Consider the following 25,853-nt stretch of genomic DNA (forward strand, 5'->3'; position numbering starts at 1 on the left):
ACGAATGAGAGCGTCAAAAAGATACGCGCTGTTTATAAATAATTATAGATCAGATTGCAATTGACGATGCCGCGCCTCTCGAGTGAAAAGTCCGATGAGTGCAAACAAAGTAAACGCACCGCCGAGCATGATAAACATACTATTCGTTGATACATATTGTATGCCGAAACCGCTGATGCCGGGACCGAGCAAGCTGCCGATGCTGAAGTGAATAGATGCCGTTACATTCGCGGACGGCAGCAATTCGCGAGGCAGCAAGTCTGCCGCGTAGGCAAGGCCAAGCGAGAAGAATGAACCGATAAATCCGCCAATCATCGCCAGCAGTACGAATAATACGAATACATTGTCTCCTGCCAGCGGAACAGCCAGAAACAGCAAACCAGCAATGGCTGCACAACCCATCAGAACCGGCTTTCGTCCGATTCGGTCGCTAAGCATCCCAAGCGGGAACATGAGCAGCAAGCTTCCTACGCCTAGAGCCGGCAGCAGCAGCGAGATAGATGCTTGACTTAGATGAATGCGCAGTCCGTACAACGGGAAATTACTATTCATCGTTGCTTCCATTAATCCATACAGAATAGCCGGCAGAAGCGCAAACCAGGCAATGCGGTACACCCTGGCATATCGATTCGAAGTGGCCGATGCAAGCTTCTCCGAATGTTCCGGATATTCCGGATGCAGCGTTCTGACAAACAGAAGAATGAGTGCGAATAGAGCCGTATTTAAACAGAATGGAACCCAGTCTCCCATCGGCAATAAATTGATTCCGGTGGGCCCTAAGCTAAACCCGATTCCGTAAGCCATGCCGTAGAGCGAAATATATCGGCCTCTGCTCTCTGCGGGACTGCTGCTCACGATCCAGAGCTGCGTGCAATAATGAAGGGCACTGTCGCCAACGCCGACTATAATGCGAAGTACAAACCATACCCAAATGGATGTAAGAAAGGGAAATAACAGCGTTCCAATTGCTGCGAGAATGATACCGATAATAATGCCTTTCTTATAGCCCATGCTGCGGATCGGTTTCTCGATAAAGAACATCGTACTGAAGGTACCGATGTATAGAGCCATGGAATTTATCCCGTTTACATCCGACGATACCCCCTGCCGATCCAATAAGATGGACAACAGCGGCAGAATCAATCCTTGATTAAAACCTGAGACGAGTGTGACTGAGAGCAGAATAAATAGTCGCTTCCGTGAAGGAGCTGCAGTTAATTCTATTGGTGACAAAACAATCCTCCTGAATGTACTTCTCTGACATGTTTAATTCTGGCCAAGAAAAACGCCACATTCGCAGCTTGCACGAAAGTGGCGCTTATCATGTATTCATCATCTTTACCATCATTTCGGGTGCTCTCAGGAAACCTTATGCTCGATCCGCAGCTTGTCGGCTACCATCGCGATAAACTCGCTGTTTGTCGGCTTTGATTTACTGATATTGATAGTATAACCGAAGAGGTGACTGATGCTGTCAATATTGCCGCGCGTCCATGCCACTTCAATCGCATGACGGATAGCACGCTCAACACGCGAAGGCGTCGTCTTAAACTTCTCGGCAATCGCGGGATAAAGCGTCTTTGTAATCGCGCCTAGAATTTCAATATTGTTGTACACCATCGTGATGGCTTCACGCAAATATTGATACCCTTTAATATGAGCAGGCACTCCGATTTCATGAATGATGCTCGTAATGTTTGCATCCAAATTCTTGCCTTTGGCAATCGGTACAACATTGGATTTATTCAAAATAGATGAAGAAGCTGAAGACGAATAAGAAGATGAAATAACAGTTGGGTTACCAACCAACTGGCGAATGCGGTTCGCGAGTATTTCCATGTCAAATGGCTTCAATATGTAGTAGGATGCGCCCAGTTGTACAGCCTTTTGAGTAATGTTCTCTTGACCAAATGCAGTTAGCATGATGATCTTCGGCATTTGAGGCAAATTCATTTCACGAAGCCTTTCCAATACGCCAAGTCCATCAAGATGCGGCATAATAATATCCAAAATCAGAACGTCCGGCACTTCCCGCGTTTCTTCCAATAAGCGAAGCACTTCCTCGCCGTTATAGGCGACACCGGTAACGACCATATCGTTTTGTTCAGAAATATACTCGGACAACAAATTCGTAAATTCCCGATTGTCATCAGCCAACAATACTTCAATTCTTTGCAAGGTATAGTCCTCCTTAGACTAGTAATTCACTCTATTGTAGTTGACGCTTAAAAGCCTTCTGTGTGGATCCTGCTTGTCTAACTAACATTTTCGACATGATGGATGAAATTCCTTCTGTCGAATAATATTTTTCTTTATTATTAATTTGATCTGTTTTATAATGGATAATTTACTACAACATTTATCAGGATTCGCAATAATTCGACAAAAAATAAAAATCTTAAGGTGGCTAAGCCGCCTTAAGATTTACGCTTGCTGGTTTGAGAAGAACACCTGCATCTTGCAGCATCCATTCAATAAAACAGCCATAACCGGATGTCGGATCATTAACGAATACATGAGTAACAGCGCCGATTAGCTTGCCGTCTTGAATGATCGGACTGCCGCTCATCCCCTGCACGATACCCCCTGTTTGTTCCAGTAAACGCTTGTCCGTAATTTTGATAACCATACCTTTGGTTGCCGGGGATTGCTGTTTGGTGACATGAACGATTTCCACATTAAACCGCTCTACTTTCTGACCATTCACTACGGTGAGAAGCTGAGCAGGACCTTCCTTTACTTCTTCCGCAAATGCTACAGGAAGTGACTGCTGATTGTAGCTGTGCGACGGCAGCTCCTTCATTTTGCCAAAGATGCCAAACGACGTATTGCGCTCTATATTGCCAAGCACTTTACTTTCTTTAATGAAATGTGCTCTTTTCTCTCCGGGTTCGCCATTCTGGCTCTTGTTGATGGACGTCACATTGGACTGTAAAATCTGACCTTCACCAACTTCAATCGGAGTTTGAGTATCCATATCAGTAATCACATGTCCAAGAGCTCCGTAAACGCCTTGATCAGGCGCATAGAAGGTTAAGGTTCCAACACCTGCCGCTGAGTCTCGAATGTACAGTCCTAACCGCCAAGCGCGGTCCTCCGAGTCAAATACAGGTGCAAGCTTCGTTTCAAATAATCGTGTACCTCGTTTCACTGTGAGCTGCAGCGATTGTTTAGCGCCGCCTGCTTCTTCTGCCATCTGAGCCACTTTATGCACCTCATTAATGTACTTGCCATTAATTCGGATAATAAGATCGCCAAGTTGCAAATTAGCCTGCTCACCGGGAGATACCCGAGCGCCTTTAGCATCTGTGACTTGATGATGACCAACAACCATAATACCGGCTGATTTCACTTTAACGCCGATGGTTTGTCCACCGGGAATGACACGTAAATCAGGAACAACATTCACTTTGACAGTCTTGAACGGAATTTTTCCAAATAATTTCAATTTCATCGTAGTTTTTCCGCTGTGCGACGACTGAATGGAGAGCGGTTTGTTCAAATTAATGGACAGTGAACGGTCAGATGAACCGTTGACTTGCAGCATTTGCGGATCAACGGTAACTTGAGCATGTACAGGCATACCATAGTCTAATTGCTTCAACTGGCCGGAGAACAAACGAACTTCGTTCGGAAATGCGGCGAAATGTTGAATTGGAGAGGATAGACCAAGCATGCAAACGATGATAACGAGAAGTAAACCCAGCCACCGCTTCCGCTGATTGGCATTCAATGACTTCACGCTCCCTGTTGCAAAATCGCTTGACGAGAAAGGTGGTTCGCCATTTGCGTACCTTTAAGGTATCCCTGCCCCAACAGTTTTATGTCGCCAAAAACATTCCCTGATTGCCTTCCATTACGCCCCCTTTTGTCTATCTGCCAAGTCAAGCATTTCTTGTGCATGATGGCGGGTCTTTTCCGTTACTTCCACGCCACCCAGCATTCGGGCAAGTTCCTCAATTCGTGTCGGCGAGCTAAGCTCAGTGACCATGGTTGAAGTCCGTTCGGACACGATCGTTTTCTTGATCTCATAATGATGATCAGCCATACAAGCAACCTGAGGCAAATGTGTAATGGAGAATACCTGACAATGCGATGACAATCTGGACATCTTCTCGGCGATCGCTTGAGCAGCACGGCCGCTGACACCTGTGTCGACCTCGTCGAATATAAGTACAGGTACTTCATCTATAGAAGCGAATATGGTCTTAAGTGCGAGCATGATACGCGACATTTCACCGCCGGAGGCGATCTTGCTGATCGGCTTCAACGGCTCACCAGGGTTCGGTGCGATGAGGAATGCCGCTTCATCAATTCCGTTTGCGTGCAGCTTGTACGATTCTCCGTCTTTACTTTGCTGCAGTTGAACGTGGAAGGTGGTGCGTTCCATTTGGAGCTGACGCAGTTCACTCTCGATCGCTCCTGACAGCTTGTCAGCGGCCTCCTTGCGGTATTCCGAAAGGTTAATACCCAGAACAACAGCTTCAGCAAACAAACGGGATTGCTCTGCTTGCAAACGCGCCAAATGCTCGTCGCGATTCTCGATTTTGTCGGCTTCCGATTTGATTCCGCTCAGATAGGACAAAATATCAGGGATTGTTTCCCCGTACTTCCGTTTCAAGCTGTGAATTAAGTCTAGACGATCTTCAATATAAGTTAACCGCTCCGGATCCGATTCAACGGAATCACGATAATCTCTAAGCTGGAATGCCGCATCCTCGAGCTGATAAAAGGCCGATTGCAGCTGTTCGAGCAGCGGTTCCAGAATGACGGAATCATACTCGCGAATGTCGGATACTCGGCTGACCGCACGACTGATTGCATCCAAGCCTTTGTTGCCGTGCAGCAGTGCGTACGCTTCGGAAGCCGAATCTCTGCGTTTGACCGCATACATGAGCTTCTGCTTCTCTTCTGCCAATGCTTCATCTTCTCCTGCCTTGAGCCGAGCCGATGCGATCTCCTCGATTTGGAATCGGAACAAGTCCAGCATTTGCATATTCTGACGCGAAGTATCTTCCAGATCTTTAAGTTGAATACGGACTTTCTCATAGTCTCTGTAAACGGCTCGATAAGCATTCAAAGTTTCAGCCACTGCTCCGCCAGCATATAAATCCAGCCATTCCAAATGCTTCTCTGTACGAAGCAATGACTGATGTTCATGCTGACCATGAATATTGACTAAACATTCTCCGGTTTCACGGAGCATCGACAAGGTTACAATATGTCCATTGACGCGGCTGATGCTCTTGCCTTGAGAGGAGAGCTCCCGTCTAATGACGAGTCCTTCTTCCGGCGAAGCTTGAATGCCGAAAGTCTTCAGCGTGTACCAAACCGGATGCGAAGCCGGCAGCTCGAACATGGCTTCGATTTCAGCCTTGTCACAGCCGTACCTGACCATGTCGGATGCGCCTCTTCCCCCTACCACAAGGCTCAGCGCATCAATTAGAATGGATTTCCCCGCTCCGGTTTCACCCGTTAATACGTGAAACCCATCATGGAATTTCACCGAAACCTTCTCAATAACAGCCAAATTACGTATAGACAGCTCGCTTAGCATAGTTGCTCTCCTCCTTAAAGATTCTCCGCGCCTTCTGGAAATACTGCATGAATTACTTCATGTTAATTCATCAGACCAAGCAGTCGTTCTACAATTTCCCCGCTCTGTTGTTTCGTCCGGCAAATCAACAGGATCGTGTCGTCCCCGCAGATTGTCCCCATTACTTCAGGCCATTCCATATTGTCAATCATCGCTCCAATCGCGTTTGCCGTACCTGGCAAGCACTTCATGACGACTAGATTATCCGTGTAATCGATATGAAGAAAGTGATCGGACAATGTCCGCTTCAGCTTGTGAATGGAATTGGATCTCGTCTCCTGAGGCAGTGAGTATTTATAGCGTCCATCCTCGATAGGAACCTTGATCAGCTGCATTTCCTTAATATCCCTCGATATCGTCGCTTGCGTGACCTGTAAGCCTTCTAAACGTAATGTATCGACAAGCTCGTCTTGCGTCTCTACGATTTGGCTTGTGATTAACTCGCGTATTTTCATTTGACGGACACTCTTCATAATTTCCTCCTGTTGTCACAAGATTGAATCGACCTATGCATTCGAACTTGTGCCATTACTTTGTTAGGACCCGAATCGAAATGTGATGATGCGAATGGTAAGCTCCTTATGATCCACAAACAGCACCCCTTCGCACTCAGGCAATAGCAGTGCGTAGACAAGCAATCGGTCCCGAACGCCGCTGCCTGTCCAATCAATCGGCATCCGTTCACGCGCTGTTTTTACAATATAATGTTTGCCATCTTTCTCTGCAAATAAATCGATAAATAATCGGCTGTGCAATTTAGTCCCGTCTAAATCGATCTCGATCGGGATTCGGTACTTGCCATGCGTGACCTCATAACCGGCTTTCTCCAGAAACTGTACGTTGATATCATCATCGCGTACATCTTCTGCATCGCTAATTAGAAGCTTCGTATTCATTCCCGGCGGTTCGTGAAGCCAGCGGTAAAACATGCGATAGAGCCAGAACAAGATCAGCCCGCCAGCGACGACCATAACCAGCCAGTCCCCGTAGTTTCCCATCAGGATCCCTCCAGCATGATGATAAGGTATACCCCTATTCATTTCGCTTTATCGGAAGGTTTTCCTCTAACAAGATGACTCCATCTGCCAGAGGTTTCGGTCTAATACCGAACGTTTGTTTGGTTTCGTTCCTAGTGTACCAAATTATATCCATCCTGCAAAGAGGGGCCGCCCAAAAAAACATAAAAAGCCTTTCATCACGGCTGCTGCCATGAAGAAAGGCTTTCATTCCTTACACTTTACTCTCTTGCGAGAATGTCCCAGCAGCTTCTTTCACGACGGCCGCAATAGCGTCTTCGCCCGGAGGCTCCGATTGACTGCCCGGTTCCCATCGCCAATAAGCCAGAAATTCAATATTGCCTTCTCCGCCGGTAATCGGTGAGTAAGTGAGCTGCTCCAGCACATAACCTTCTGAAGCTGCCATTCCGAGTACTTGCCCAAGCACTTCTCGGTGTACGGCAGATTCTCGCACGACGCCGGATTTAGGCACCTTCTCGCGACCTGCCTCGAATTGCGGTTTAATGAGTGCTACAATTCCCGCTCCTTGTTTAAGCAGCGTGCCAAGCGTTGGCAGAATGAGCTTCAGTGAGATGAAGGAAACGTCAATAGTCGCAAATGTCGGCTGAGGCCCCTGCAGATCTTCCGGAACCGTATATCTGAAGTTGGTACGCTCCATTACATTGACGCGTTCATCCTGGCGCAGAGACCAATCCAATTGATTGTAGCCGACGTCGACAGCATACACATACGCCGCTCCGTTCTGCAGTGCACAATCCGTAAAACCGCCGGTGGAAGCGCCGATATCGAGCATAACCGCTCCACCCAGCTCCAGTTGGAATTGCTTGATCGCCTTCTCAAGCTTCAAACCGCCGCGGCTGACATAGGGATGCAGCGCACCTTTAACAACGATAGAAGCCGTCCTAGGCACCTTCATGCCGCTCTTCTCGATACGCTCACCGTCAACGATGACAAGTCCTGCCATCAGTGCCGCCTTCGCTTTCACGCGGCTGTCGTAGAAGCCTTGCTCTACTAACAAAATATCAATTCGTTCTTTCGCGATCGTCATCGGTTTCTCCTGCTCTTCTACACTTGGCCGGTTACGCGTTTGCGAAGCCGCGGCAGCAGTGTCTTCAGTTCAGCAGCCGCATGTTCGGCAGTAAGGCCGACTTCCTGCCGCTGTTCTTTAATTGACCCATGTTCCACAAATAGATCCGGAACGCCCATAATGCGAACCGAAATATTATGTTCATTATGCAATGAATAGAATTCCAACACCGCACTGCCCAAGCCGCCTTGTACAGCACCTTCCTCCAAGACAAGCATATTCAAACCTTCTTTAGCGATCTGCAGCAGCATCGTTTCATCCATCGGTTTAATAAATCTCGCGTTAACCACGCGTACATTGAGGCCTTCGCGTTTCAACAGTTCGGCAGCTTCTTCCGCGACTTGAACCATTGGACCGATCGCCGCGATGACTGCTGAGTCACCTTCACGCACGGTTTCCCAAGTACCAAAAGGAATCGGCTTCATTTCTTTATCAATTTGTACGCCAACTCCGTTAATTCGAGGATATCGAATCGCAATTGGCCCTTCATTATAATCGATCGCCGTCTTCATCATGCGGCGCAGCTCGTTCTCATCCTTAGGCATCATCAGCACCATATTCGGAATGTGGCGCAAGAAAGGAATGTCGTAAACCCCTTGATGCGTCTCGCCATCCGGTCCGACGAAGCCTGCACGGTCTATCGCAAATACGACATTCGTATTCTGGCGGCAAATGTCGTGAACGACTTGGTCATACGCACGTTGCAGGAAAGTCGAATAAACCGCATAAACCGGTTTAAGTCCTTCAAGTGCCATCGCTGCGCACATCGTTGCCGCATGCTGCTCGGCAATACCCACATCAATCATACGATTCGGATATTTGGCAGCGAATTTGATTAACCCGGATCCGCCCGGCATCGCTGGCGTCACCGCTACAATTCGGTTATCTTCATCAGCCAGATCCATCAATGCATCGCTGAATACTTCCGTATACATCGGCGGACCAACGGCCTTCAACACTTGACCAGACTCAATTTTGTATGGTGAGATGCCATGCCATTTATGAGAATCGGCTTCCGCCGGCGAATAGCCTTTGCCTTTAGTCGTAATAACGTGTACCAGAACCGGACCCGGTACATGGCTCGCCTGCTCCAGCAGCTCCGTCAATTGCTCCAGATCGTGACCGTCGACAGGCCCGAAGTAGGTGAATCCGAACTGTTCAAACAAAATACCGCTCATGAGCAAATATTTCACGCTGTCCTTTAATCGTTCCGCCGTCTTAGCAAGTTTGCCGCCGATTGCCGGAATTTTGTTCAACAGTTGATTCAATTCTTCCTTCGCCTTCTGATAATGGCGATCGGTTCTGATCTTGCCGAGATAATGATGTAGAGCGCCTACATTCGGCGCAATGGACATTTCATTGTCATTGAGAATGACCAATAGATTCTTCTTCTCATGCCCGATATGGTTGAGCGCTTCCAGCGCCATACCGCCGGTTAACGCGCCATCGCCGATAATCGCGACAACCTTGTTCTTCTCGCCCTTCAAATCGCGCGCGAGCGCCATTCCCATTGCAGCAGACAGCGATGTGCTGCTGTGTCCTGCTTCCCATACATCGTGCGGGCTTTCAGAGCGTTTGATGAAACCGCAAAGACCCTTATATTTACGAAGTGTATCGAATTGATCCATACGACCCGTTAACATTTTATGAACGTATGATTGATGGCCTACGTCAAAAAGAAACTTATCCTTAGGGCTGTCAAATAAATAATGCAGCGCTAAAGTAAGCTCAACGACGCCTAAGTTCGGCGCAAGATGTCCTCCCGTCTCCGATAGCTTCTCGATGAGAAAAGCACGAATCTCAGCTGCGAGCTGTTCTAATTGTGCAACCGTGAGAGATTTCAAATCTTTAGGATCGTGAATGTGTTCCAGTAACACGGTATTTCCTCGCTTTCCCGGTGGGCAATCCCCGTTGTCCAACGAACTCCAAATGTGGCTAAATTATAACATAGAACGATGCAAAAATCCCAAATCTCGCTATATTAATGATCTCTGCGCATTAAATAATCCGCAATTGCGAGCAAATAATCGGGCATTGCAAGTTTTGCTTCTGCAAGCGCCTGCTTCGCATCTTGGGTCAGCCGCTCTACGAGTGCAAGGCTTTCATCCATCCCGATCAGAAAAGGATAGGTTACCTTCTGCTGCTCCACATCGCTTTGAACCGGCTTGCCGAGCTTCGACTCGTCACCGATCAAATCGAGAATATCGTCCTGGATTTGAAACGCCAGACCGAGCTTTCGTGCAAATTGCTGCAGCGATTCCAGCTGCTGATCGCTGGCTCCGCCGATTCGAGCACCGGCCAGCACAGAGAATACGATCAAATCGCTTGTTTTGTGCAAGTGGATATATTCCAGCTCTTCGAGTGAAGTAACGCCTTGCTCTCCAAGAATATCAGCCACTTGTCCGCCGACCATCCCCGCAGCACCAGCAAGCTTAGCGAGGTCTGCTACAATCGCAAGTGCTGTCTCCGGCGATGCGCCAAGCGCAGAAGCCTGCGTCACAGCGTAGAAAGCATGGGTGAGCAGCCCGTCGCCGGCCAGAATAGCCATTGCTTCGCCGAATACTTTATGATTCGTCAATTTGCCTCGGCGATAATCATCGTTATCCATCGCAGGCAAATCATCATGTACGAGCGAATACGTATGAATCATCTCAATCGCGCAAGCAATTGGCATCGCTTGCTTACGAGCCTTTGGATCTTGGCCGACTGCTTCGGCAGCCGTGAGCACAAGAATCGGACGAAGACGCTTGCCGCCCGCTTGAAGGGAGTACATCATAGCTTCACGAAGCTTAGACGGAATATCCCATCCGAGCGGAAGGGATGACTGCAGCGCTTCTTCGATTTCCAGAACGGAGCGTGTTAAATAATCTGCAGTAGAAACCGAAGTTTTCACTGTTATTCCCCTCTATCTTCGTTTGCTTGCGCAAACGGTTTTTTATGTAAGCCATTTTCGGATTCAATTAGAACTTCGATCTTCCGTTCTACTTGTTCGAGCTTGGAGCCGCACAATGAAGAGAGCTTCATCCCTTCTTGAAAAAGCTCGATTGCCGTTTCCAGTGGAACATCGCCGCTCTCGAGCTTATTTACGATCGACTCCAAGCGCTCCATTGCCGCCTCAAAGCTCAACGCTTCTTGTTCTTTAGCTGCTGCCATCTGTTAGGCCTCCCCTTTCATTCCCCAAACCTGACATTCCAGCTGACCATCGGCTACCTTCACGTGGAGCAAATCGCCAAGCTGTACATCGGAAACGGATTTAATGAGCTTCTGATCCTTGTCATCGTAAACCAGACTATATCCCCGGGACATGACCTTAAGGGGACTAAGTGCATCCAACTGACGAATGGAAGCCAGTAGCTGCACCCGCCGCGCCTTCAAGCCTTGCTGCATGGTTGAGTCTAATCGAGCGGTTAACCGTTCCAGCTGTTTGGCTGCAAGCACGGCTTGAGCTCCGGGATGAACACGAGTCAATGCTCGATTAAGTGCATCGTACCGCTCTCGATGTTTCTCCGCGAAACGAATGGCTCTCGCCTTTAATCTCTCCTCCGTTCGGTCAAGCCGTTCGGCATGCTGGAGCAGATACTTGCGCGGGTTCAAGAAAAGCGGTGATTTGCGCAGCCTTGAAAGTCGATCCTTCCGGTTCTGCAGCGTCATGCGAAGATTCTGTACGAGTCTGGATTCCACTTGTGCGAGTCGTGTTCTCATCTCTTGCATACTCGTAACAGCCAGCTCAGCTGCAGCTGTAGGCGTAGCCGCGCGAAGATCCGCCACAAAGTCAGCTATCGTAAAATCCGTCTCGTGACCGACAGCGGAAATAATCGGAATGGCTGACCTCGCAATGCTTCTTGCCACAGATTCTTCATTGAAGGCCCAAAGCTCTTCCAAAGAGCCTCCGCCCCGGCCAATTATTAATACGTCTACTTCGGCTAATCGGTTCATGGTTTCGATCGCTTTTACAATCGATGGTGCTGCGCCAGTCCCTTGAACCAATACGGGAAAAAGCAGCACCGGCACAGAAGGGTGACGGCGCTGCAGCGTAATGATGATGTCTCTCACGGCAGCGCCGGTTGGCGAAGTAATAATTCCGATCGCTTTGGGAAAACGAGGAATCGGCCTTTTTCTGGCCCCATCAAACAGCCCCTCGTCTTGAAGCTTCCGTTTCAACTGTTCATAAGCCAGATACAGACTGCCGATTCCATCCGGCTGCATCGACGTACAATAAAATTGATAATTGCCATCTCGTTCATAGACGGAAATATTACCGCGTGCCAGTACCTTGGCACCTTCCTTCGGGATGAACGGAAGTTTCTGATTATAGGAAGCAAACATAATGCATTTCAACCGGCTGTCTTTGTCCTTTAGGGTGAAATACATATGTCCGCTGGAATGATGCGTAAAATTTGATATTTCCCCGCGCAGCCAAACATCGCTGAGCAGCTCGTCCGATTCCAGCTTCATCCCGATATAGCGGTTTATTTCTTTAATCGAAAGTATACGCGCCGGTTCAGCCATCTTCGGATTACTCACTCCTTAATTGCGTGTTGTTGTTTAGCCGCTTTAAGTGTGTTTTGCATCAGCATGGTAATTGTCATAGGACCAACGCCGCCCGGCACAGGCGTAATATAGCCCGCTGTTTCGAGAACATCATCATAATCCACGTCGCCTGCAAGCTTGCCGTCTTCCAGACGGTTAATGCCAACATCGATTACGATAGCGCCTGGCTTAACGAACTGGCGACCGATTGCTTTGGCTTTGCCGATTGCCACTACAAGAATATCTGCAGTACGTGCGATCTCTTCCATGTTAGCCGTTCTGGAATGACAGATCGTCACGGTTGCATGTTCTCTAAGCAGCAGCATGGAAACCGGTTTGCCGACAATATTACTGCGACCGATAACAACGGCATGTTTGCCTGCAATTGGCAGTCCTGTCCGTTTGATCATCTCGATTACACCGGCAGGCGTACATGGCAGCAAGCTGTCATCGCCGATCACGAGGTTGCCCACGCTTTCCGGGTGGAAACCATCAACATCTTTAGCCGTGCTGATTGCATCGATGACCGCTTTCTCATCAATATGCTTAGGCAGCGGCAATTGCACGAGAATGCCATGAATGTTCGTTTGATTGTTCAACTTATCGATTAAAGCGAGCAGCTGTTCTTGCGAGGTCGCTGCATCCAGTCTATGTACTTCCGAGTAGAACCCAAGCTGCTGGCATGCTTTCTCTTTGCTTCCCACATAAACTTTGGAAGCCGGATCTTCACCAACCAGAACTACCGCCAGACCGGGTTTAATATCCATTGCAGCAAGCTTCGCCGCAGCTTCACTAATCTCCGAACGAATGGCATCTGAAATGACTTTTCCCTCAATACGTTGTGCAGTCATGTACTCACTCCCATTTCTGTCTATAAATATACATTTTTGTAAGCCCCTTAAATCCCTCTTGATGGAGGGCTCTAAGGGGCTCGTACTACTCGTTATTGAGCTAATCGACTTCGTGCAATTTCACTTAAGCCTTCGGTTTCAGCTCGTCCAATGCTTGAAGCAATCTTCCCAGAACACCGTTGACAAACTTACCGGATTCATCGGTTCCAAAATGCTTCGCAAGCTCGATGGCCTCGTTGATAATCGCCTTCGGCGGCACATCATCGCGGAACACCAGCTCGTAGCAAGCCAGACGCAATATTTGACGGTCGACGCGCGATAAACGATCAACCTGCCAGCCCGTTAAATAATGCTGCAGCATGTCATCAATAGCCGTCTTGCGTTCAATAACACCTTGAACCATTTCACGGACATACTCATCGATCCGTTCCACGTCTGCCGCATCGGCCTCAATCTCGTTCTCGTCATTCACTTCGCTAACCAGCATATCGACAGCTGACGCTGCAGTTGCTTCTTCATTCATTTCCATTTGGTACAAGCTCTGTACCACAATCTCCCGCGCTAACCTACGTTTCATGGGGCCTCCTGACAATTTCGCACAGATTCGATCTACAAAATATGATCTCCTCCCTGCCCCGAACAAACATCATGCTGATGTCCGGGGTACGGAGGAGACCATAGTACTATTTGAACGGCCGCCATCTCTCCATAAGCCATTCGGTTACCCGTTGCCATGGAATAATAGGGCCGCTTTGCTCGTCTTTCACTTTCCCGATCGTATAACCGACCCAAAGCAGCAAGCCGAAAAACAACATATCCCAAAATCCAACGATAAAATAAAGGAGTCCGAGAATGATACCTACAGACACACCGGCGATCCGTCCACCATAGGTTGTCCAGATTTCCTTCCACATCGGCATCACCCCTATTCTACGCGACTTTTGAAGTTCGCGGTTTGGATGATGTTAGCTACAAATACGGACACGCCTGCTACAGGAATACCTGTAATCTCTTCCACATGGGATTTGACAGCACGCTGTATTTCTTCCGTCAATGTCGGAATAGAGCTCTCACCATCTGCAATGGCACGAAGCGAAACCTCGATACCCGCTTCACTGATTCTGATCCGCGCCTTTAAATCCTTGACACCTTTCTGACGGCTCGCCGCTTTAAGCGCCAAGTTCTCCACCGTTTCCAGCGAAATGCGAATATCTCCGAATTCCGTCCGTTGGTCAATCGAAGGTGCCGAAGCATTGCTGCGACGAAGCGCTAAGTATAGGAAACGAAGACTGATCAATAACACAATCGTGGAAACAATAATAACCGTCGCTTGCAGCCAGCGGTACTCTCCGCCGTACAAATTATGTACCAGGTTGTTCAGCCATTCTTCCGGAAACCAATATACGCCTGCACTAAACGCGATAACGGCTACAGCGCCAATCGCGATGCTGTATAGAAACAGCAGAAGCTTGTCCAACACTCTTATCAACGAGAGTTCCTCCTCGGGCGGACTAGATAAAACCCCCTAGTGCCGAGCGGCAAGCCCAACCACTAAGGGGTATGTCGTCATACATTCACGATTGATCCGTTATTTGACTCGTAATTGGATCTCTTCTTCTTCCGGCTTCTCAACCGTTTTGAAATGAACGTCATGAATATGAACATTCACTTCAACGACATGCAAGCCTGTCATCATTTCGATCGATCGTTTGACATTGTTTTGGATGTCTGCCGCAATTTCCGGAATCCTGTGACCATATTCAACAATGATGGACACATCGACTGCCGCCTCGCGTTGACCTACCTCAACCTTTACGCCTTTGGACAAATTTTTACGGCCCAATAGCTCAGCGATGCCCCCGGCAAATCCGCCGCTCATCCCTGCCACGCCACGAACCTCAATTGTCGCAAGTCCTGCAATCACTTCAATGACTTCGGGTGCGATTTGAATAGTGCCCATGTCTGTTTTCTCATAGTCCGCTGCCAGCGTACTCATGGTTATCCTACACCTCCCGTAAAGTAGCTTCCTACCGAACGAAAAACCGATAGCTTATCCGCTTCTCATTCCTATACTATAGCATTCTGAGGGAAATATGACAAACCGTTGCGATGGAGTTTACGGCTATTAGAGCCGATTATTCCTCCGGATTGTTGACGTCATTTTCCTCTAAGAACTTGATGTCGAAATTTCCTTTGAGAAACTTTGGATGATTAAGCAGCTTCATGTGGAACGGAATCGTCGTGCGAATGCCGTCGATGGCAAACTCCGCGAGCGCTCGTTTCATCCGTGCAATCGCATCCTCGCGTGTTGCTCCCCACACAATCAACTTCGCAATCATGGAGTCATAATGAGGGGATATCGTGTAGCCCGGATATGCGCCGCTGTCTACGCGAACGCCCAATCCGCCAGGTGGCAAGTAGAACGAAATTTGACCCGGTGAAGGCATAAAGCCGCGTTCCGAATCTTCCGCATTGATCCGACATTCCATCGACCAACCGTTGATTTTCAGCTCTTCTTGTTTGATTGACAACGGATTGCCTTCCGCAACGGAAATCATCTCTTTAATCAAATCTACGCCGGTAATCATTTCCGTTACCGGATGCTCAACCTGAATACGAGTGTTCATCTCCATGAAGTAGAAATTACCATCCGGACCAAGCAAGAACTCGAGTGTTCCGGCACCTGAATATTGAACAGCCAGAGCTGCGCGCACTGCCGCTTGCCCCATGCGTTCACGCATGGCAGGACTCAGCACCGGGCATGGCGCTTCCTCTACGAGCTTCTGCCGACGACGCTGCACCGAACAATCACGTTCGAACAAGTGAACCGCATTGCCGTGCTTATCGGCCATGATTTGAATTTCGACGTGCTTCATGCCCGTCAAATATTTCTCCAAATACACGCCTGCATTGCCGAAGGCTTTCTGCGCTTCGTTCTGTGCTGTCGAGATTTGGGAAATTAGGGTTTCCTCATCTTCTGCGATCCGAATGCCTTTGCCGCCGCCGCCCGCAGTCGCTTTGATAATAACCGGATAGCCGATTTCGCGTGCAACGCGAATGGCATCGTCCATATCCTCGATGAGTCCGTCGGAGCCCGGAATAATCGGCACGTCGGCTTCTTTCATCGTTTGCTTCGCTACTGCTTTATCGCCCATCTTGCTGATCGCTTGAGGAGAAGGTCCGATAAACGTCACATTGCAGGATTCGCAAATTTCTGCGAAATCCGCATTCTCCGCCAAGAATCCATAGCCGGGATGAATGGCATCGCAATCGGTTAACGTTGCAACGCTCATAATATTAGTTAAATTGAGATAGCTGTCCTTGGAAGCTACAGGACCGATGCAATATGCCTCGTCCGCCAAACGGACATGAAGCGATTCACGGTCTGCCTCGGAGTAGACGGCAACGGTTTGAATGCCCAGCTCGCGGCAAGCGCGAATAATACGAACGGCAATTTCTCCCCGGTTGGCAATCAAAATTTTATTGAATTTCACGGTAAAAGCTCCTCTCGTGCGCATTGTATCTTGGTGTCACCTTAGCTGTGTTCTGCTACTCCGGTTTAACCAGGAACAATGGCTGCCCGAACTCGACAAGCTGGCCATTCTCAACGAGAATATCTACGATCTCGCCGCGAACTTCCGCTTCCAGTTCATTCATCAGCTTCATCGCTTCCAGAATACATACGATCGATTTCTCGTTAATGCGGTCGCCTACGTTGACGAAAGGACCTTTCTCAGGCGACGATGCGCGGTAGAACGTACCGACCATCGGAGAGACGATTTGGTGATAATTCTCTTCCTTGGCTGCAGGCGCTTGTGGAGCCGCTGCTGCCGGAGCACCGCCAGGCATACCTTGTGCCGGTTGAACTTGCGGCTGGTAAGACTGCGTATATGTAGGAACGAGAGACGCAGCTTGTACATTCACCACTTCCGCTTTGCCGGGCTTGCGGATCATCAGGCGGGCGCCATCGTTTTCAATTTCAAGTTCGTGTACGGAAGTCCCATCAACCAGCTTGATCAATTCTTTAATCTCGCTCAGCTTAAACATCGTTTCACTCCTATAAGTTTTTGCGCCTCATGCAAGGAGACGCTGCGTAATTGCGTTGCTGCTTACTTACTTACTTACTGCATGCATCAGCCTGCTTCTACTTTTGTGAGGTCGAAATAGGCACCCTGCAAAAAGGTGACATTTACCAAACCTGCACATACCGAAACCATTATAGCACAAACCTCGCGGAACACGAACCCATTTTTTATACATCACGGATGGGAAAAAGCCCCATTGCCACTGACTTTGGCATCGGGGCCTTCCGCATTTGCCTTACTTGACGTACTGAATGGTGACTTGCTCCGGCGAAACACCGAGCTCTGTAATGACCATTGTAAGGATGCTGTCCGCTTGGCTTTTCTCTAGTTTGTCGCTCTGTACAACGACTTTATAGCGATCTCCATCCGGATAAACTGCGGCGTTATTGAACTGCTTCACCAGTTCTTCCTCAAGCCCCGTGATCTTAGAGCTCTTGTCTTCAAGCAGATTTAACTGTTCGACTGCTGAACCGGCTGCTTTGTCGTCTTGCTTCGTATCTGAGATTGTGCCATACAGTTTATTATACTCATCGTATAATTTCTGATCACGTTTCTCTTGCATTTGACTGAATACGCTGGCGCTGAAGCCGCCGGCTTTCTCGAGTTGATCAAGCACCGCTTGATCTTCCTGATTCGCGGCTGCCGTTGCCGCCGGATCTGTTGCCGTTCCTTGATCCTGCGCAGCATTTGAAGTGGAATCAGCTGCATTCGGATCTGTTGCATTTGCGCTTGTCCCGTCCGTTACGTCCGTAACAGTAATTCCTTCATCGTTCGCCGTTGTACCGGATGCTTCAGTCGCATCTCCCTTAACTTGTTCCTGCTGCGTACCGTCAGTTGCCACCTGAGATGGGTTTACATCTTCCGTAAACAAATAATAGGCCGATAAAATGACCATCAAGCTCAGCATGGATACTAACCAAATCGTTTGCCTTTTGTTGTTCATGAACGAACAGCCTCCCTTTTCATTGTCCAATTGGTATTATTGATGCTTGCGTGGAACGACCGAAATGCGGTTAATCGCGACATTGAGCCCTTTCTCCACCGCGTCTATAATTAAACGTCTGACCACGCCGTTCTCCGCGCCTTTCGCTACTATGAGCACGCCGCGGACCTTCGGCTGGATACGTTTGACGATAATCGGAGCTGTATCCCCGTTCGTATTGTAGAGCACGACCTTGCCTTCCTTAGTGATGGAAGTAATGCTGCGCTTGCCGCCATTCTTATCGATTTCATTCGTAATTTGCTGCGATTCCTTCTCATCGATATGAACGGTAACTTCTTCCGTCGAATCGATGGTAACGAACACATCCACCAAACCGACACCGACGATCATCTCCAAAATATCTTTGAGCCTCGCCTCAAGCGGCTGCTCGATGCCGTCAAAGGAAGAATGCTGCTCGGATGAGTTGTTACCGAGGAAAACTTCTTCGGTCGGCGGCTTCCCGGATGCTGCTTGGTCTGCGGTAGGCACCTTCTGATAGGACAGAAAAGAGTTGACCACCATTAGCCCTATTCCGATTAAGCCGATAATGAGCAGCCAGCGCAGCGTCTTCACCCGCTTAGGTCCGCCCTGCCCTTTGCCGATGGTTGACTCCAACCCGCTCAGCCAATTGGCCAACGTCGTTCTCCCCTTTCATTAGTAAGCCGCATCCGGAGCAGTCTGCTGTACCTTCACGTCAATTAATCGTGGCGCCACGCCCCAGCCTAATCGGAGTACGTCTTTCACCGCATCCGTCACCGCACCAGGCGCTTCTTTCTCAACCGTATCCGAATCATCAAGTGCGGATTGACGATCACCTTCTGATGTTGATTCCGGCTTCACGGTGACTTCAACTGCTTCGACCTCATCCACGGCTTTAGCATCGTCTGACTGCTCAGCATTGGCAGCAGCCTGCTCTTCTGGCGGCAGCAGCGTTACGGTAACACCGGCAATCTGAGCAGATTGCCCGTCTTGATTCAATTCCAGCTTGACGTCGACAGCCGCTGCATGAAGCCCGGCGTTCTCTGCCAGTTCGGTTTTCATCGCCGCCTCCAGCTTCTGCTCGGTTAGTGCTGTTGCTGCTGACTGCTGCTTGCGCTGCAGATCCTTGGCATTTTGCTGAATATCCTCAAGTGTTGGCATGTGGAATTGCTCCGACTTCGTGTTATGGACCCAGTTCTCCACCTGCGCATCAAGTTTGGCGTTAAAATCACCTTGCAGCAGCCGGATGATCGGTGTAAGGATCGTCAGCAGAATGATTAAACCCGCTACAAGTCTGACATAACGCTGCATCGCTTTGTTCGGCAGAAGCAGATCGATAAACCCCGCCAGCAGCACTACCGCGATGATTTGCTGCAGCCAAACCGCCAGCCAGTTCATCATGTTGAATTCCACCGCCTAACTTATTACCGAATCATGATTGCTGCGTTGCCTGCCGTAAGGATGATGGTGATAGCCAGGAAGAACATGAGTCCGACAGCAGCCAGTGCGGCAAACACGTAAATCAGCGTTTTGCCTATGGTTTGCAGACAGCTCACGATTGGACTATCGCCAAGTGGCTGCATGATGGCTGCCGATACGTTGTAGATAAGCGCAAGTGTAATGATTTTGAGGGCAGGAAACGCACACAGGAACAAAATAATGACCACGCCTGCAAGTCCAATCGCATTCTTCACAAGCAGGGAAGCCGACATGACCGTATCTGCCGCATCTGAGAAGGTTCGACCGATGACAGGAACGAAATTACCCGTAATAAACTTGGCCGTTCGCATCGTAACGCCGTCGGTCACCGAACCGGTAGCTCCCTGCACGGAGATAACCCCAAGGAACACGGTCAGCATGACTCCGAGCAAACCAACACTGAAGTTGCGCAGCACATTCGCCAGCTGAGTCACCTTGAACTTATCCGACACCGCGCTCGCAATATGCAGGACAGCCGAGAAGAACAGCAGCGGGAATACGAATGTATAGATGACTGTGCCGACGGCATTAATCATGAAAATAATCAGCGGATGAAGCACCGACACCGTTACAACGCTGCCCATTGTGGCTAATAGCGTGAGCAGCAGCGGCACCATGGCAAGCATGAACTGGATCATCCCGGTGATGGCATCCTTCGCGTAGCCGATGGCGACATTGAAGCTGTTTACGGCTAGGACAATCATGACCATGTAGGTGATGCTGTAGGCTACTTTGCTGACGGCATTGCGTTCGAAGGCGGTTTGCATCGTCTCGAGCATCATGCTGAACACGGTTAGAATGACAATGGTGACCAGCAGCTTGCCGTTATACAAAATTTCGTGCAGCACATACTTGAGCAGTCCCGCAAGCACCGTTGTCAGCTTCAACCCTTCGCCGCCGGGCATGATCATTTCGGCGAAGCTTGGCACATTGTTATCCGGGAAGAATCCCCCGTATTCCGACATCAGCTTGTTCCAATATTTCTCTACATCTTCCGTGTTGATCTCCTTGACCTGATCACCGGCCAAATTGGTATTGACCGAAGCTGCATTGTCGTTAGAAGAGGGTTCGTCCGCTTCCGGTGCAGCCGCCCGTTCCACGATGGCTGCCGTGTTGTTCTGACTGATCGTTTGCGAATCCGCAAATGCGGCAATTGGCAGAATCGTCAGCAGCCCCAGTAAGAGCAATGCTTGCAGCACCGCGAATCGGATGGTCCAGTGCCGCCGCATAATGCTTCAACTCCCCACCGGCAGAAGGCCGAGTACTGTTTCTACGATGACGCTGATGATCGGGACGGCCAGCACGAGAATGAGTATTTTACCGGCAAATTCAATCTTGGAAGCGATGCTCTCCTGCCCGGCGTCTCGTACAATTTGAGAACCGAACTCCGCAATGTAGGCAATTCCGATAATTTTCAGAATGGTCTTCAAGTAGATGGATGGTATGCCGGAACGATCAGCCAGCTGCTCCAGCACCGCGATGACCGCTTCGATCTTGCCGATGACAAACAAGAAAATGAAGAGCCCCGTAAAGGCTGCCAGCAAGAAACCGAACATCGGCTTCTGTTCGCGTACGACGAGGACGAGCACCGTCGCAACTAAACCGAGCCCGACGATTTGGATGATTTCCATGTTTCGTTCACCCGCCTTGCCCCAGTAGCGTCATTGAAACAGGAAGATCGTCTTGATTTCTTGAAACAGATCGTTCAAGAGGCTCACAACCATAAAAAGGACGACGACAAAGCCGATCAGCGTTACCCAGTGCGCCATATCTTCTTTGCCCATCTGCTTGAGTACGGTATGGATCATCGCCGTGATAATGCCGATTCCGGCAATTTGAAAGATGGCGCTCACATCAATGTTCATTCTTCCGGCACCCCGCTACAAAATCAAAATGACGACTAGCGCGGCTGTGAGAACTCCGAGGCTCTTCCACATTTTCGAAAACCGCGCACTATCGTGCCGTGCCGCTTCTTCCTCCGACTGCAGCTGCTGCATGGCAAGCTTCAGGTTCTTAATCTGATCTTCCCTGTCGCTGATTCCAAGCGCAGAACCGAGTCGAATCAATGCAGCTTGCTCCGGCTGCCGCATGGCCGTATGCGGCCAAAACGCGTTTGCTGCCCCTTCCCAGCTTTCGCGGAAGGTCAGCTCATCTGACTGCTCAAGCCGCCTGTTAACATCTTGGAGCAAGGATGCGATCGGCTCTGGCAAGTAAGCTGCGCAGCGGCTGATGGCCTCCGGGAGCGGCGTGTACCCATAGCCGATTTCGGTCTCAAGCCGCTGCAAGGCGTAGATGAGCTGCCTGATCTGGATTGGCCGCGCGGCATAGCGCGACGCCTGGAGGAAGCCGATCATCGTGCCGGCGAACAAGATTAATGCAGCGCCGATCAACTCAACCATGGTGATCGCCTCCCTTCCACGCAGTCGGCTCTCTAGCCGCCGGCGCTCTTCCAGCCGCCGCGGCCGGGAGCACTCGGCTCATCAGGCTTCCGCCATTGCGCCTAAGCTCTACGCATTGCTGGAATGCCCCGGCAGCGAGCAATCTCCCAAGAACCGGCCGGCCTCTTGCATCCTCCAGATCCTTGGCATGCGCTGTCGCGATGACCGTAACGCCGGCATGGCTCGCATCCAGAATGGCATCGCCATCCTCTTCGCGGCCGATCTCATCGACGATCATAATCTCCGGCGACATCGAGCGAAGCATCATCATCATCCCCTCTGCTTTCGGACAAGCATCCATCACATCGGTTCGAGGACCAACATTAAAGGTAGGAACACCTCTGACACATGCAGCAATTTCGGAGCGCTCATCCACAATGCCTACCTTGCGGCCGGGCCAGTCCATCGCGGAAGGATGTCCCCAGGCGCCGCTGCTGACCGCCCTAGCCAGATCGCGAACGAGCGTCGTCTTGCCTTGCTGAGGCGGCGCGATTACAAGCGTTGACTGCAAGGAGCGTCTCTGATGATCCAGCAGCTTCGGCAGCAGCGATGCAGCGGCGCCGATGACTTCTCTGGCAATCCGCACGTTAAAAGCGGCAATATCGCGGATGCCGCGAACTTGTCCTTGCTCCAGCACCGTGCGCCCAGCCAGTCCGATTCGATGGCCGCCGGCTACCGTGATATAACCGCGACGCAGTTCTTCTTCCATGGCGTAGAGCGAGTGATTCGTTACACGCTCCAGCAGCTTGCGGCATGTTTCCGGCGATGGCTTGTACGCATTCTCCGGATTCGGCTGGAGGATCCCTTGCGGAGTGACGAACCAGAAGGCTAGTCCTGTGCTGATTTCAAGCGGTCTGTTCTCTCGGATGCGAATCTCTTCTACGGCATCTTTCAGCCGCTCCGGTATTCGTCCGAGCACCTCTGTAAGCTCGGAAGGCAGCAAATGCTGCACTTTTTTGAGCATCCGGCATCCCTCCCGACTCTTCGTTTCTACTAGATTGATAGAGTGAGTGATGAGTGATTGTCCATCTTTGTATCCCATTCTATTCCGCAAGACCGCGTAATATGACTAGATTCCCCGCTATAGTGAACCTTTGCAGTAGCCTTCTTCATTCATTTCTTGAGCACACCGATCAGAATGCAAGCGACCCCGCAAACGATCCAGAGCATTTTGGCAAACGATATTTTATCCGAGAGACCTACGAGGCCGATCATTGTCGTCGAGATAAGCACGAACGGCCCTACAAGTGCAAGTGATGAATTCACAACAAGCGCTTTATCAATTTGGTTCAGACGCAGCATCAGCAGTGCGGCCATGATCTCCAGCGAGCCGGAGAACATGCGAATCGACGCCATACTAAGCACGATTTTGTTAAGCATCTCTATCGCCTCTTTCCCTAGTGAACAGGAGCGCGCAGCACGTAATGCTAGAACGCCCGGCTCTTCTACAGCCTATGCAAGCCTGTCTCTCTTTCATTCTCACAACTTTGGCAAACTACGAATAAGAGGCACATTCCCCCTCGCACACGCTCTGGGCTCCCTGCATATATTGCTGTGGAAAAGAAACGATTGCGAGGAGATATCATGAGATCGATTACACAGGCTACTTGGCCTTCGGCCTTACACGATCCAAGCGGCCAGCGTGAGGTCGCCCAGAATGCGCACCGGACTTCCGGACGCGGTAAAACCATGGTCATTGACAAAGGACTCGGACGTCATGCGTTCTCAGATCTGCTCGAAACAGCAGCTGGGTACATCGATTGCATCAAGCTGGGTTTCGGTACAGCCCCCCTCTATCCAACCGATCTGCTCTTGAGCAAGATCGAACTGGCCAAACGATGCGGACTTACGATCATGCCCGGTGGAACGCTGCTTGAGACCGCCGTGCAGCAGGAAGTTGTGCCTGCTTTCTTCCGAACGGTATGCCGACTCGGATTTAATGGAATCGAGGTTTCCGATGGTACCATCGAGCTCAGCCGCAAGCTCCGTACGGATCTCATTAAAGAAGGTCTTGCCAACGGTCTGCATGTCGTTACCGAATACGGCAAGAAACTGTCCGGCTCACTTGTGGATGCCCAAGAATTAGTTGTAACAGCCGAGGCAGACTGGCAGGCCGGTGCCGCATTGGTCACGATTGAAGCGAGAGAATCGGGGATGGACGTGGGATTATTCGATCGTAACGGTGATTGCTCTCAAAGTGTGCTGGAAGCTGTCAGCCACTCCCTGGGCGATATTTCTCGCATCATGTGGGAAACGCCGTTGAAGCAGCAGCAAGTTCTGCTCCTGCAAACGTTCGGCTCAGAAGTGAATTTAGGCAATATTCAACCTACGGAAGTAATGGCGCTGGAGACGATGCGCCGCGGACTCCGCTCAGATACGTTTCATTTTGGCGCTCGCGTTGAGCCGTTTATTTATATGATTTAAGGAAGCTTGGGAAGGATGTTGTTTCACGTATGCATATCGAAGTGATTTCCAACGTCAACGAAGCGCAATCCGAACGCTTCACGCATCGGACAGCTATCGTCATTGATGTGCTGCGCGCGACGAGTACGATCGTTGCTGCGTTGGAAGCCGGGGCAGCCGGCATTGTGCCTGTCGAAACCGTCCTCGAAGCGAGGGCGCTGCAAAGCGGCGGCAATCTGATTGCGGGCGAACGCTTCTGCCGCAAAATTCCCGGCTTTGATCTGGGAAATTCCCCAGAGGAGTTCACTGCCGACAACGTACTCGGCCGCCGAATTGTATTAACGACAACGAATGGCACGCGTGCCATCCATAAAGCGATGCGAGCCGATCATGTGCTTGTCGGTTCCCTCAATAATGCAGCAGCCTGTGCGCGTACGGCGCTGGAGCTGCGCCGCGATATTGTGCTGCTGTGCGCCGGAAGCCACGATGAATTCGCGCTTGAGGACGGCTTATGCGCAGGCTTGCTTATTAGCGAGCTACAGCAGCTCAGCCCTGCTCCGCTTGAGATGAACGATATCGGCTCTGCCATGCTCGGACTCTATAGGAGCGCCGGCGGCAAGATTCATGAGCTGCTTCAATCGTGCACGACAGGGAAACGACTGAACAAGAATGGCAGCGGTCGGGATATTGAGCGCTGCAGCCAAGTGAATATAAGCGGAATCGTACCGAGGATGCAAGGCGATACGCTCGTCCAGAGCTGAGCGAGGGAGATCTGACATAACCGGGAGGCTTGTTCCATACAATGGAGTATGGGCGCCTGCGCATGAGGCGCGAAGGCGGTGACATCCGAATTGAAGGAGTCTACAAGCATGAGCGGGGAAGTCGTTCTTGTTCTTCTGATCGTTATCGGTTTAATCGGCCGATCGCCGATTATTTCAACCGCAGCCTGCGTGCTGCTGATCGTCAAGCTCGTCCATTTGGATCGATTTCTCCCTACGATCGAACGCCGGGGACTCGAGCTTGGTTTGTTATTTCTGACGTTCAGCGTTCTCGTCCCATTCGCTTCCGAGCGGATCAATTCCAAGGACATGATGAACGTCATCACCTCCTGGCCCGGCATCTTGGCACTGACCGGAGGCGCGATCGCCACCTATGTGAACGGTAAAGGCCTTGAAATGCTAAAGTTCGATCCTCAGCTTATCGTAGGCCTCGTGGTCGGATCCATCATTGGTATTGTGTTTCTGCGCGGCATACCGGTCGGACCTCTGATGGCCGCCGGAATAACGGCGATCTTGTTTAAGCTATTCAGCTTTATTGCGGATCGTTTCTAAGCGAGAAATCCAGTTCGGCAGCAAAAAGGACAGCAGCGCTCTATGGCGCTGCTGTCCTTTTTTCGATCTGTCTAAA

At 50.1% G+C, this 25,853-nt stretch carries 30 protein-coding genes; 3 read left to right on the forward strand and 27 right to left on the reverse strand.

Annotated elements, in window-relative coordinates; all coding sequences use genetic code 11:
- Positions 1-42: 42 nt before the first annotated feature.
- The 27 genes from BLW29_RS05400 to BLW29_RS05535 form a co-directional block, all read right to left on the reverse strand.
- Positions 43-1,233 carry an MFS transporter gene (locus tag BLW29_RS05400; RefSeq protein WP_371264672.1) on the reverse strand — a complete coding sequence of 397 codons (1,191 nt, stop codon included), beginning with the start codon at positions 1,231-1,233 and terminating at the stop codon, positions 43-45.
- A gap of 126 nt (positions 1,234-1,359) precedes the next feature.
- Entirely contained in the window at positions 1,360-2,178 is an 819-nt protein-coding gene (gene spo0A / locus BLW29_RS05405; protein ID WP_090976872.1) for a sporulation transcription factor Spo0A, read from the reverse strand.
- Positions 2,179-2,407: 229 nt separating this feature from the next.
- Positions 2,408-3,733: a SpoIVB peptidase gene (gene spoIVB / locus BLW29_RS05410; protein WP_177186492.1), complete on the reverse strand. Its 1,326-nt coding sequence runs from the start codon at positions 3,731-3,733 to the stop codon at positions 2,408-2,410.
- Between the two features lie 123 nt (positions 3,734-3,856).
- The gene (gene recN, locus BLW29_RS05415) at positions 3,857-5,557 is read right to left on the reverse strand and encodes a DNA repair protein RecN (protein ID WP_090976876.1); all 1,701 of its coding nucleotides are present in this window, start codon (positions 5,555-5,557) and stop codon (positions 3,857-3,859) included.
- A 62-nt stretch (positions 5,558-5,619) separates the two neighbouring features.
- Positions 5,620-6,069 (reverse strand): transcriptional regulator AhrC/ArgR, encoded by a 450-nt coding sequence (gene ahrC / locus BLW29_RS05420; protein WP_090976878.1) that lies wholly within the window; start codon positions 6,067-6,069, stop codon positions 5,620-5,622.
- A gap of 63 nt (positions 6,070-6,132) precedes the next feature.
- Positions 6,133-6,594 carry a hypothetical protein gene (locus tag BLW29_RS05425; RefSeq protein ID WP_090976879.1) on the reverse strand — a complete coding sequence of 154 codons (462 nt, stop codon included), beginning with the start codon at positions 6,592-6,594 and terminating at the stop codon, positions 6,133-6,135.
- A gap of 232 nt (positions 6,595-6,826) precedes the next feature.
- On the reverse strand, positions 6,827-7,660 hold the full coding sequence (locus tag BLW29_RS05435) for a TlyA family RNA methyltransferase (RefSeq protein ID WP_090976883.1): 834 nt from the start codon (positions 7,658-7,660) through the stop codon (positions 6,827-6,829).
- 17 nt (positions 7,661-7,677) lie between these two features.
- Positions 7,678-9,576: a 1-deoxy-D-xylulose-5-phosphate synthase gene (gene dxs, locus BLW29_RS05440; protein ID WP_090976885.1), complete on the reverse strand. Its 1,899-nt coding sequence runs from the start codon at positions 9,574-9,576 to the stop codon at positions 7,678-7,680.
- A 104-nt stretch (positions 9,577-9,680) separates the two neighbouring features.
- Complete coding sequence (locus tag BLW29_RS05445; protein WP_371264673.1) at positions 9,681-10,592, reverse strand: polyprenyl synthetase family protein; 912 nt, start codon at positions 10,590-10,592, stop codon at positions 9,681-9,683.
- A 2-nt stretch (positions 10,593-10,594) separates the two neighbouring features.
- A complete protein-coding gene (gene xseB, locus BLW29_RS05450) occupies positions 10,595-10,852 on the reverse strand; it encodes an exodeoxyribonuclease VII small subunit (protein WP_090976887.1) in 258 nt (85 codons plus the stop codon).
- Between the two features lie 3 nt (positions 10,853-10,855).
- On the reverse strand, positions 10,856-12,208 hold the full coding sequence (gene xseA / locus BLW29_RS05455; protein ID WP_090976889.1) for an exodeoxyribonuclease VII large subunit: 1,353 nt from the start codon (positions 12,206-12,208) through the stop codon (positions 10,856-10,858).
- Positions 12,209-12,219: 11 nt separating this feature from the next.
- The gene (gene folD / locus BLW29_RS05460; RefSeq protein WP_090976891.1) at positions 12,220-13,080 is read right to left on the reverse strand and encodes a bifunctional methylenetetrahydrofolate dehydrogenase/methenyltetrahydrofolate cyclohydrolase FolD; all 861 of its coding nucleotides are present in this window, start codon (positions 13,078-13,080) and stop codon (positions 12,220-12,222) included.
- Positions 13,081-13,204: 124 nt separating this feature from the next.
- Entirely contained in the window at positions 13,205-13,657 is a 453-nt protein-coding gene (gene nusB / locus BLW29_RS05465; protein WP_090976893.1) for a transcription antitermination factor NusB, read from the reverse strand.
- A gap of 106 nt (positions 13,658-13,763) precedes the next feature.
- On the reverse strand, positions 13,764-13,994 hold the full coding sequence (locus BLW29_RS05470) for a DUF2273 domain-containing protein (RefSeq protein ID WP_371264674.1): 231 nt from the start codon (positions 13,992-13,994) through the stop codon (positions 13,764-13,766).
- Positions 13,995-14,005: 11 nt separating this feature from the next.
- Entirely contained in the window at positions 14,006-14,569 is a 564-nt protein-coding gene (gene amaP / locus BLW29_RS05475; protein WP_090976897.1) for an alkaline shock response membrane anchor protein AmaP, read from the reverse strand.
- A gap of 99 nt (positions 14,570-14,668) precedes the next feature.
- Positions 14,669-15,076: an Asp23/Gls24 family envelope stress response protein gene (locus BLW29_RS05480; protein WP_090976899.1), complete on the reverse strand. Its 408-nt coding sequence runs from the start codon at positions 15,074-15,076 to the stop codon at positions 14,669-14,671.
- Between the two features lie 139 nt (positions 15,077-15,215).
- Complete coding sequence (gene accC, locus BLW29_RS05485; protein WP_090976901.1) at positions 15,216-16,574, reverse strand: acetyl-CoA carboxylase biotin carboxylase subunit; 1,359 nt, start codon at positions 16,572-16,574, stop codon at positions 15,216-15,218.
- Positions 16,575-16,629: 55 nt separating this feature from the next.
- Positions 16,630-17,127, reverse strand: a complete 498-nt coding sequence (gene accB / locus BLW29_RS05490) for an acetyl-CoA carboxylase biotin carboxyl carrier protein (protein ID WP_090976904.1) — start codon at positions 17,125-17,127, stop codon at positions 16,630-16,632.
- Positions 17,128-17,400: 273 nt separating this feature from the next.
- Positions 17,401-18,108: a SpoIIIAH-like family protein gene (locus tag BLW29_RS05495; RefSeq protein WP_090976906.1), complete on the reverse strand. Its 708-nt coding sequence runs from the start codon at positions 18,106-18,108 to the stop codon at positions 17,401-17,403.
- A 36-nt stretch (positions 18,109-18,144) separates the two neighbouring features.
- Positions 18,145-18,783 carry a stage III sporulation protein AG gene (spoIIIAG, locus tag BLW29_RS05500; protein ID WP_090976908.1) on the reverse strand — a complete coding sequence of 213 codons (639 nt, stop codon included), beginning with the start codon at positions 18,781-18,783 and terminating at the stop codon, positions 18,145-18,147.
- A gap of 18 nt (positions 18,784-18,801) precedes the next feature.
- A complete protein-coding gene (spoIIIAF, locus tag BLW29_RS05505) occupies positions 18,802-19,527 on the reverse strand; it encodes a stage III sporulation protein AF (RefSeq protein WP_143044353.1) in 726 nt (241 codons plus the stop codon).
- A gap of 23 nt (positions 19,528-19,550) precedes the next feature.
- Positions 19,551-20,834: a stage III sporulation protein AE gene (spoIIIAE, locus tag BLW29_RS05510; protein WP_090976910.1), complete on the reverse strand. Its 1,284-nt coding sequence runs from the start codon at positions 20,832-20,834 to the stop codon at positions 19,551-19,553.
- 6 nt (positions 20,835-20,840) lie between these two features.
- Positions 20,841-21,236: a stage III sporulation protein AD gene (gene spoIIIAD / locus BLW29_RS05515; protein WP_090976913.1), complete on the reverse strand. Its 396-nt coding sequence runs from the start codon at positions 21,234-21,236 to the stop codon at positions 20,841-20,843.
- A 30-nt stretch (positions 21,237-21,266) separates the two neighbouring features.
- Entirely contained in the window at positions 21,267-21,470 is a 204-nt protein-coding gene (spoIIIAC, locus tag BLW29_RS05520) for a stage III sporulation protein AC (protein ID WP_090976915.1), read from the reverse strand.
- 15 nt (positions 21,471-21,485) lie between these two features.
- Positions 21,486-22,004, reverse strand: a complete 519-nt coding sequence (gene spoIIIAB, locus BLW29_RS05525; RefSeq protein ID WP_090976917.1) for a stage III sporulation protein SpoIIIAB — start codon at positions 22,002-22,004, stop codon at positions 21,486-21,488.
- Positions 21,997-23,007 (reverse strand): stage III sporulation protein AA, encoded by a 1,011-nt coding sequence (gene spoIIIAA / locus BLW29_RS05530; RefSeq protein ID WP_090976920.1) that lies wholly within the window; start codon positions 23,005-23,007, stop codon positions 21,997-21,999. The genes spoIIIAB and spoIIIAA overlap by 8 nt, the downstream gene beginning before the upstream one ends.
- Positions 23,008-23,156: 149 nt before the next feature.
- A complete protein-coding gene (locus BLW29_RS05535; RefSeq protein WP_090976922.1) occupies positions 23,157-23,423 on the reverse strand; it encodes a YqhV family protein in 267 nt (88 codons plus the stop codon).
- A gap of 204 nt (positions 23,424-23,627) precedes the next feature.
- On the opposite strand from BLW29_RS05535, the gene BLW29_RS05540 reads away from it, so the two are divergent.
- From BLW29_RS05540 to BLW29_RS05550, 3 genes are all read left to right on the forward strand, one after another.
- Complete coding sequence (locus BLW29_RS05540) at positions 23,628-24,467, forward strand: phosphosulfolactate synthase (RefSeq protein ID WP_090976925.1); 840 nt, start codon at positions 23,628-23,630, stop codon at positions 24,465-24,467.
- A 29-nt stretch (positions 24,468-24,496) separates the two neighbouring features.
- A complete protein-coding gene (locus BLW29_RS05545) occupies positions 24,497-25,207 on the forward strand; it encodes a 2-phosphosulfolactate phosphatase (RefSeq protein WP_090976927.1) in 711 nt (236 codons plus the stop codon).
- 108 nt (positions 25,208-25,315) lie between these two features.
- Positions 25,316-25,777, forward strand: coding sequence for a DUF441 domain-containing protein (locus BLW29_RS05550; protein WP_090976930.1), 462 nt, complete (start codon positions 25,316-25,318; stop codon positions 25,775-25,777).
- Positions 25,778-25,853: the final 76 nt, after the last annotated feature.

This window comes from Paenibacillus sp. CF384 (assembly GCF_900106745.1).
Classification (GTDB): Bacteria; Bacillota; Bacilli; order Paenibacillales; family Paenibacillaceae; genus Paenibacillus_Z.

What these genes read in the sequence shown, in the direction of transcription:
- recN (WP_090976876.1), bottom strand. Translation starts at nt 5,557, where the DNA reads ATGCTAAGCGAGCTGTCTATACGTAATTTGGCTGTTATTGAGAAGGTT.
- ahrC (WP_090976878.1), bottom strand. Translation starts at nt 6,069, where the DNA reads ATGAAGAGTGTCCGTCAAATGAAAATACGCGAGTTAATCACAAGCCAA.
- BLW29_RS05425 (WP_090976879.1), bottom strand. Translation starts at nt 6,594, where the DNA reads ATGGGAAACTACGGGGACTGGCTGGTTATGGTCGTCGCTGGCGGGCTG.
- BLW29_RS05435 (WP_090976883.1), bottom strand. Translation starts at nt 7,660, where the DNA reads ATGACGATCGCGAAAGAACGAATTGATATTTTGTTAGTAGAGCAAGGC.
- xseB (WP_090976887.1), bottom strand. Translation starts at nt 10,852, where the DNA reads ATGGCAGCAGCTAAAGAACAAGAAGCGTTGAGCTTTGAGGCGGCAATG.
- xseA (WP_090976889.1), bottom strand. Translation starts at nt 12,208, where the DNA reads ATGGCTGAACCGGCGCGTATACTTTCGATTAAAGAAATAAACCGCTAT.
- folD (WP_090976891.1), bottom strand. Translation starts at nt 13,080, where the DNA reads ATGACTGCACAACGTATTGAGGGAAAAGTCATTTCAGATGCCATTCGT.
- nusB (WP_090976893.1), bottom strand. Translation starts at nt 13,657, where the DNA reads ATGAAACGTAGGTTAGCGCGGGAGATTGTGGTACAGAGCTTGTACCAA.
- BLW29_RS05470 (WP_371264674.1), bottom strand. Translation starts at nt 13,994, where the DNA reads ATGTGGAAGGAAATCTGGACAACCTATGGTGGACGGATCGCCGGTGTG.
- BLW29_RS05480 (WP_090976899.1), bottom strand. Translation starts at nt 15,076, where the DNA reads ATGAGTACGCTGGCAGCGGACTATGAGAAAACAGACATGGGCACTATT.
- accB (WP_090976904.1), bottom strand. Translation starts at nt 17,127, where the DNA reads ATGTTTAAGCTGAGCGAGATTAAAGAATTGATCAAGCTGGTTGATGGG.
- BLW29_RS05495 (WP_090976906.1), bottom strand. Translation starts at nt 18,108, where the DNA reads ATGAACAACAAAAGGCAAACGATTTGGTTAGTATCCATGCTGAGCTTG.
- spoIIIAF (WP_143044353.1), bottom strand. Translation starts at nt 19,527, where the DNA reads ATGATGAACTGGCTGGCGGTTTGGCTGCAGCAAATCATCGCGGTAGTG.
- spoIIIAE (WP_090976910.1), bottom strand. Translation starts at nt 20,834, where the DNA reads ATGCGGCGGCACTGGACCATCCGATTCGCGGTGCTGCAAGCATTGCTC.
- spoIIIAD (WP_090976913.1), bottom strand. Translation starts at nt 21,236, where the DNA reads ATGGAAATCATCCAAATCGTCGGGCTCGGTTTAGTTGCGACGGTGCTC.
- spoIIIAC (WP_090976915.1), bottom strand. Translation starts at nt 21,470, where the DNA reads ATGAACATTGATGTGAGCGCCATCTTTCAAATTGCCGGAATCGGCATT.
- spoIIIAB (WP_090976917.1), bottom strand. Translation starts at nt 22,004, where the DNA reads ATGGTTGAGTTGATCGGCGCTGCATTAATCTTGTTCGCCGGCACGATG.
- spoIIIAA (WP_090976920.1), bottom strand. Translation starts at nt 23,007, where the DNA reads ATGCTCAAAAAAGTGCAGCATTTGCTGCCTTCCGAGCTTACAGAGGTG.
- BLW29_RS05535 (WP_090976922.1), bottom strand. Translation starts at nt 23,423, where the DNA reads ATGCTTAACAAAATCGTGCTTAGTATGGCGTCGATTCGCATGTTCTCC.
- BLW29_RS05540 (WP_090976925.1), top strand. Translation starts at nt 23,628, where the DNA reads ATGAGATCGATTACACAGGCTACTTGGCCTTCGGCCTTACACGATCCA.
- BLW29_RS05545 (WP_090976927.1), top strand. Translation starts at nt 24,497, where the DNA reads ATGCATATCGAAGTGATTTCCAACGTCAACGAAGCGCAATCCGAACGC.
- BLW29_RS05550 (WP_090976930.1), top strand. Translation starts at nt 25,316, where the DNA reads ATGAGCGGGGAAGTCGTTCTTGTTCTTCTGATCGTTATCGGTTTAATC.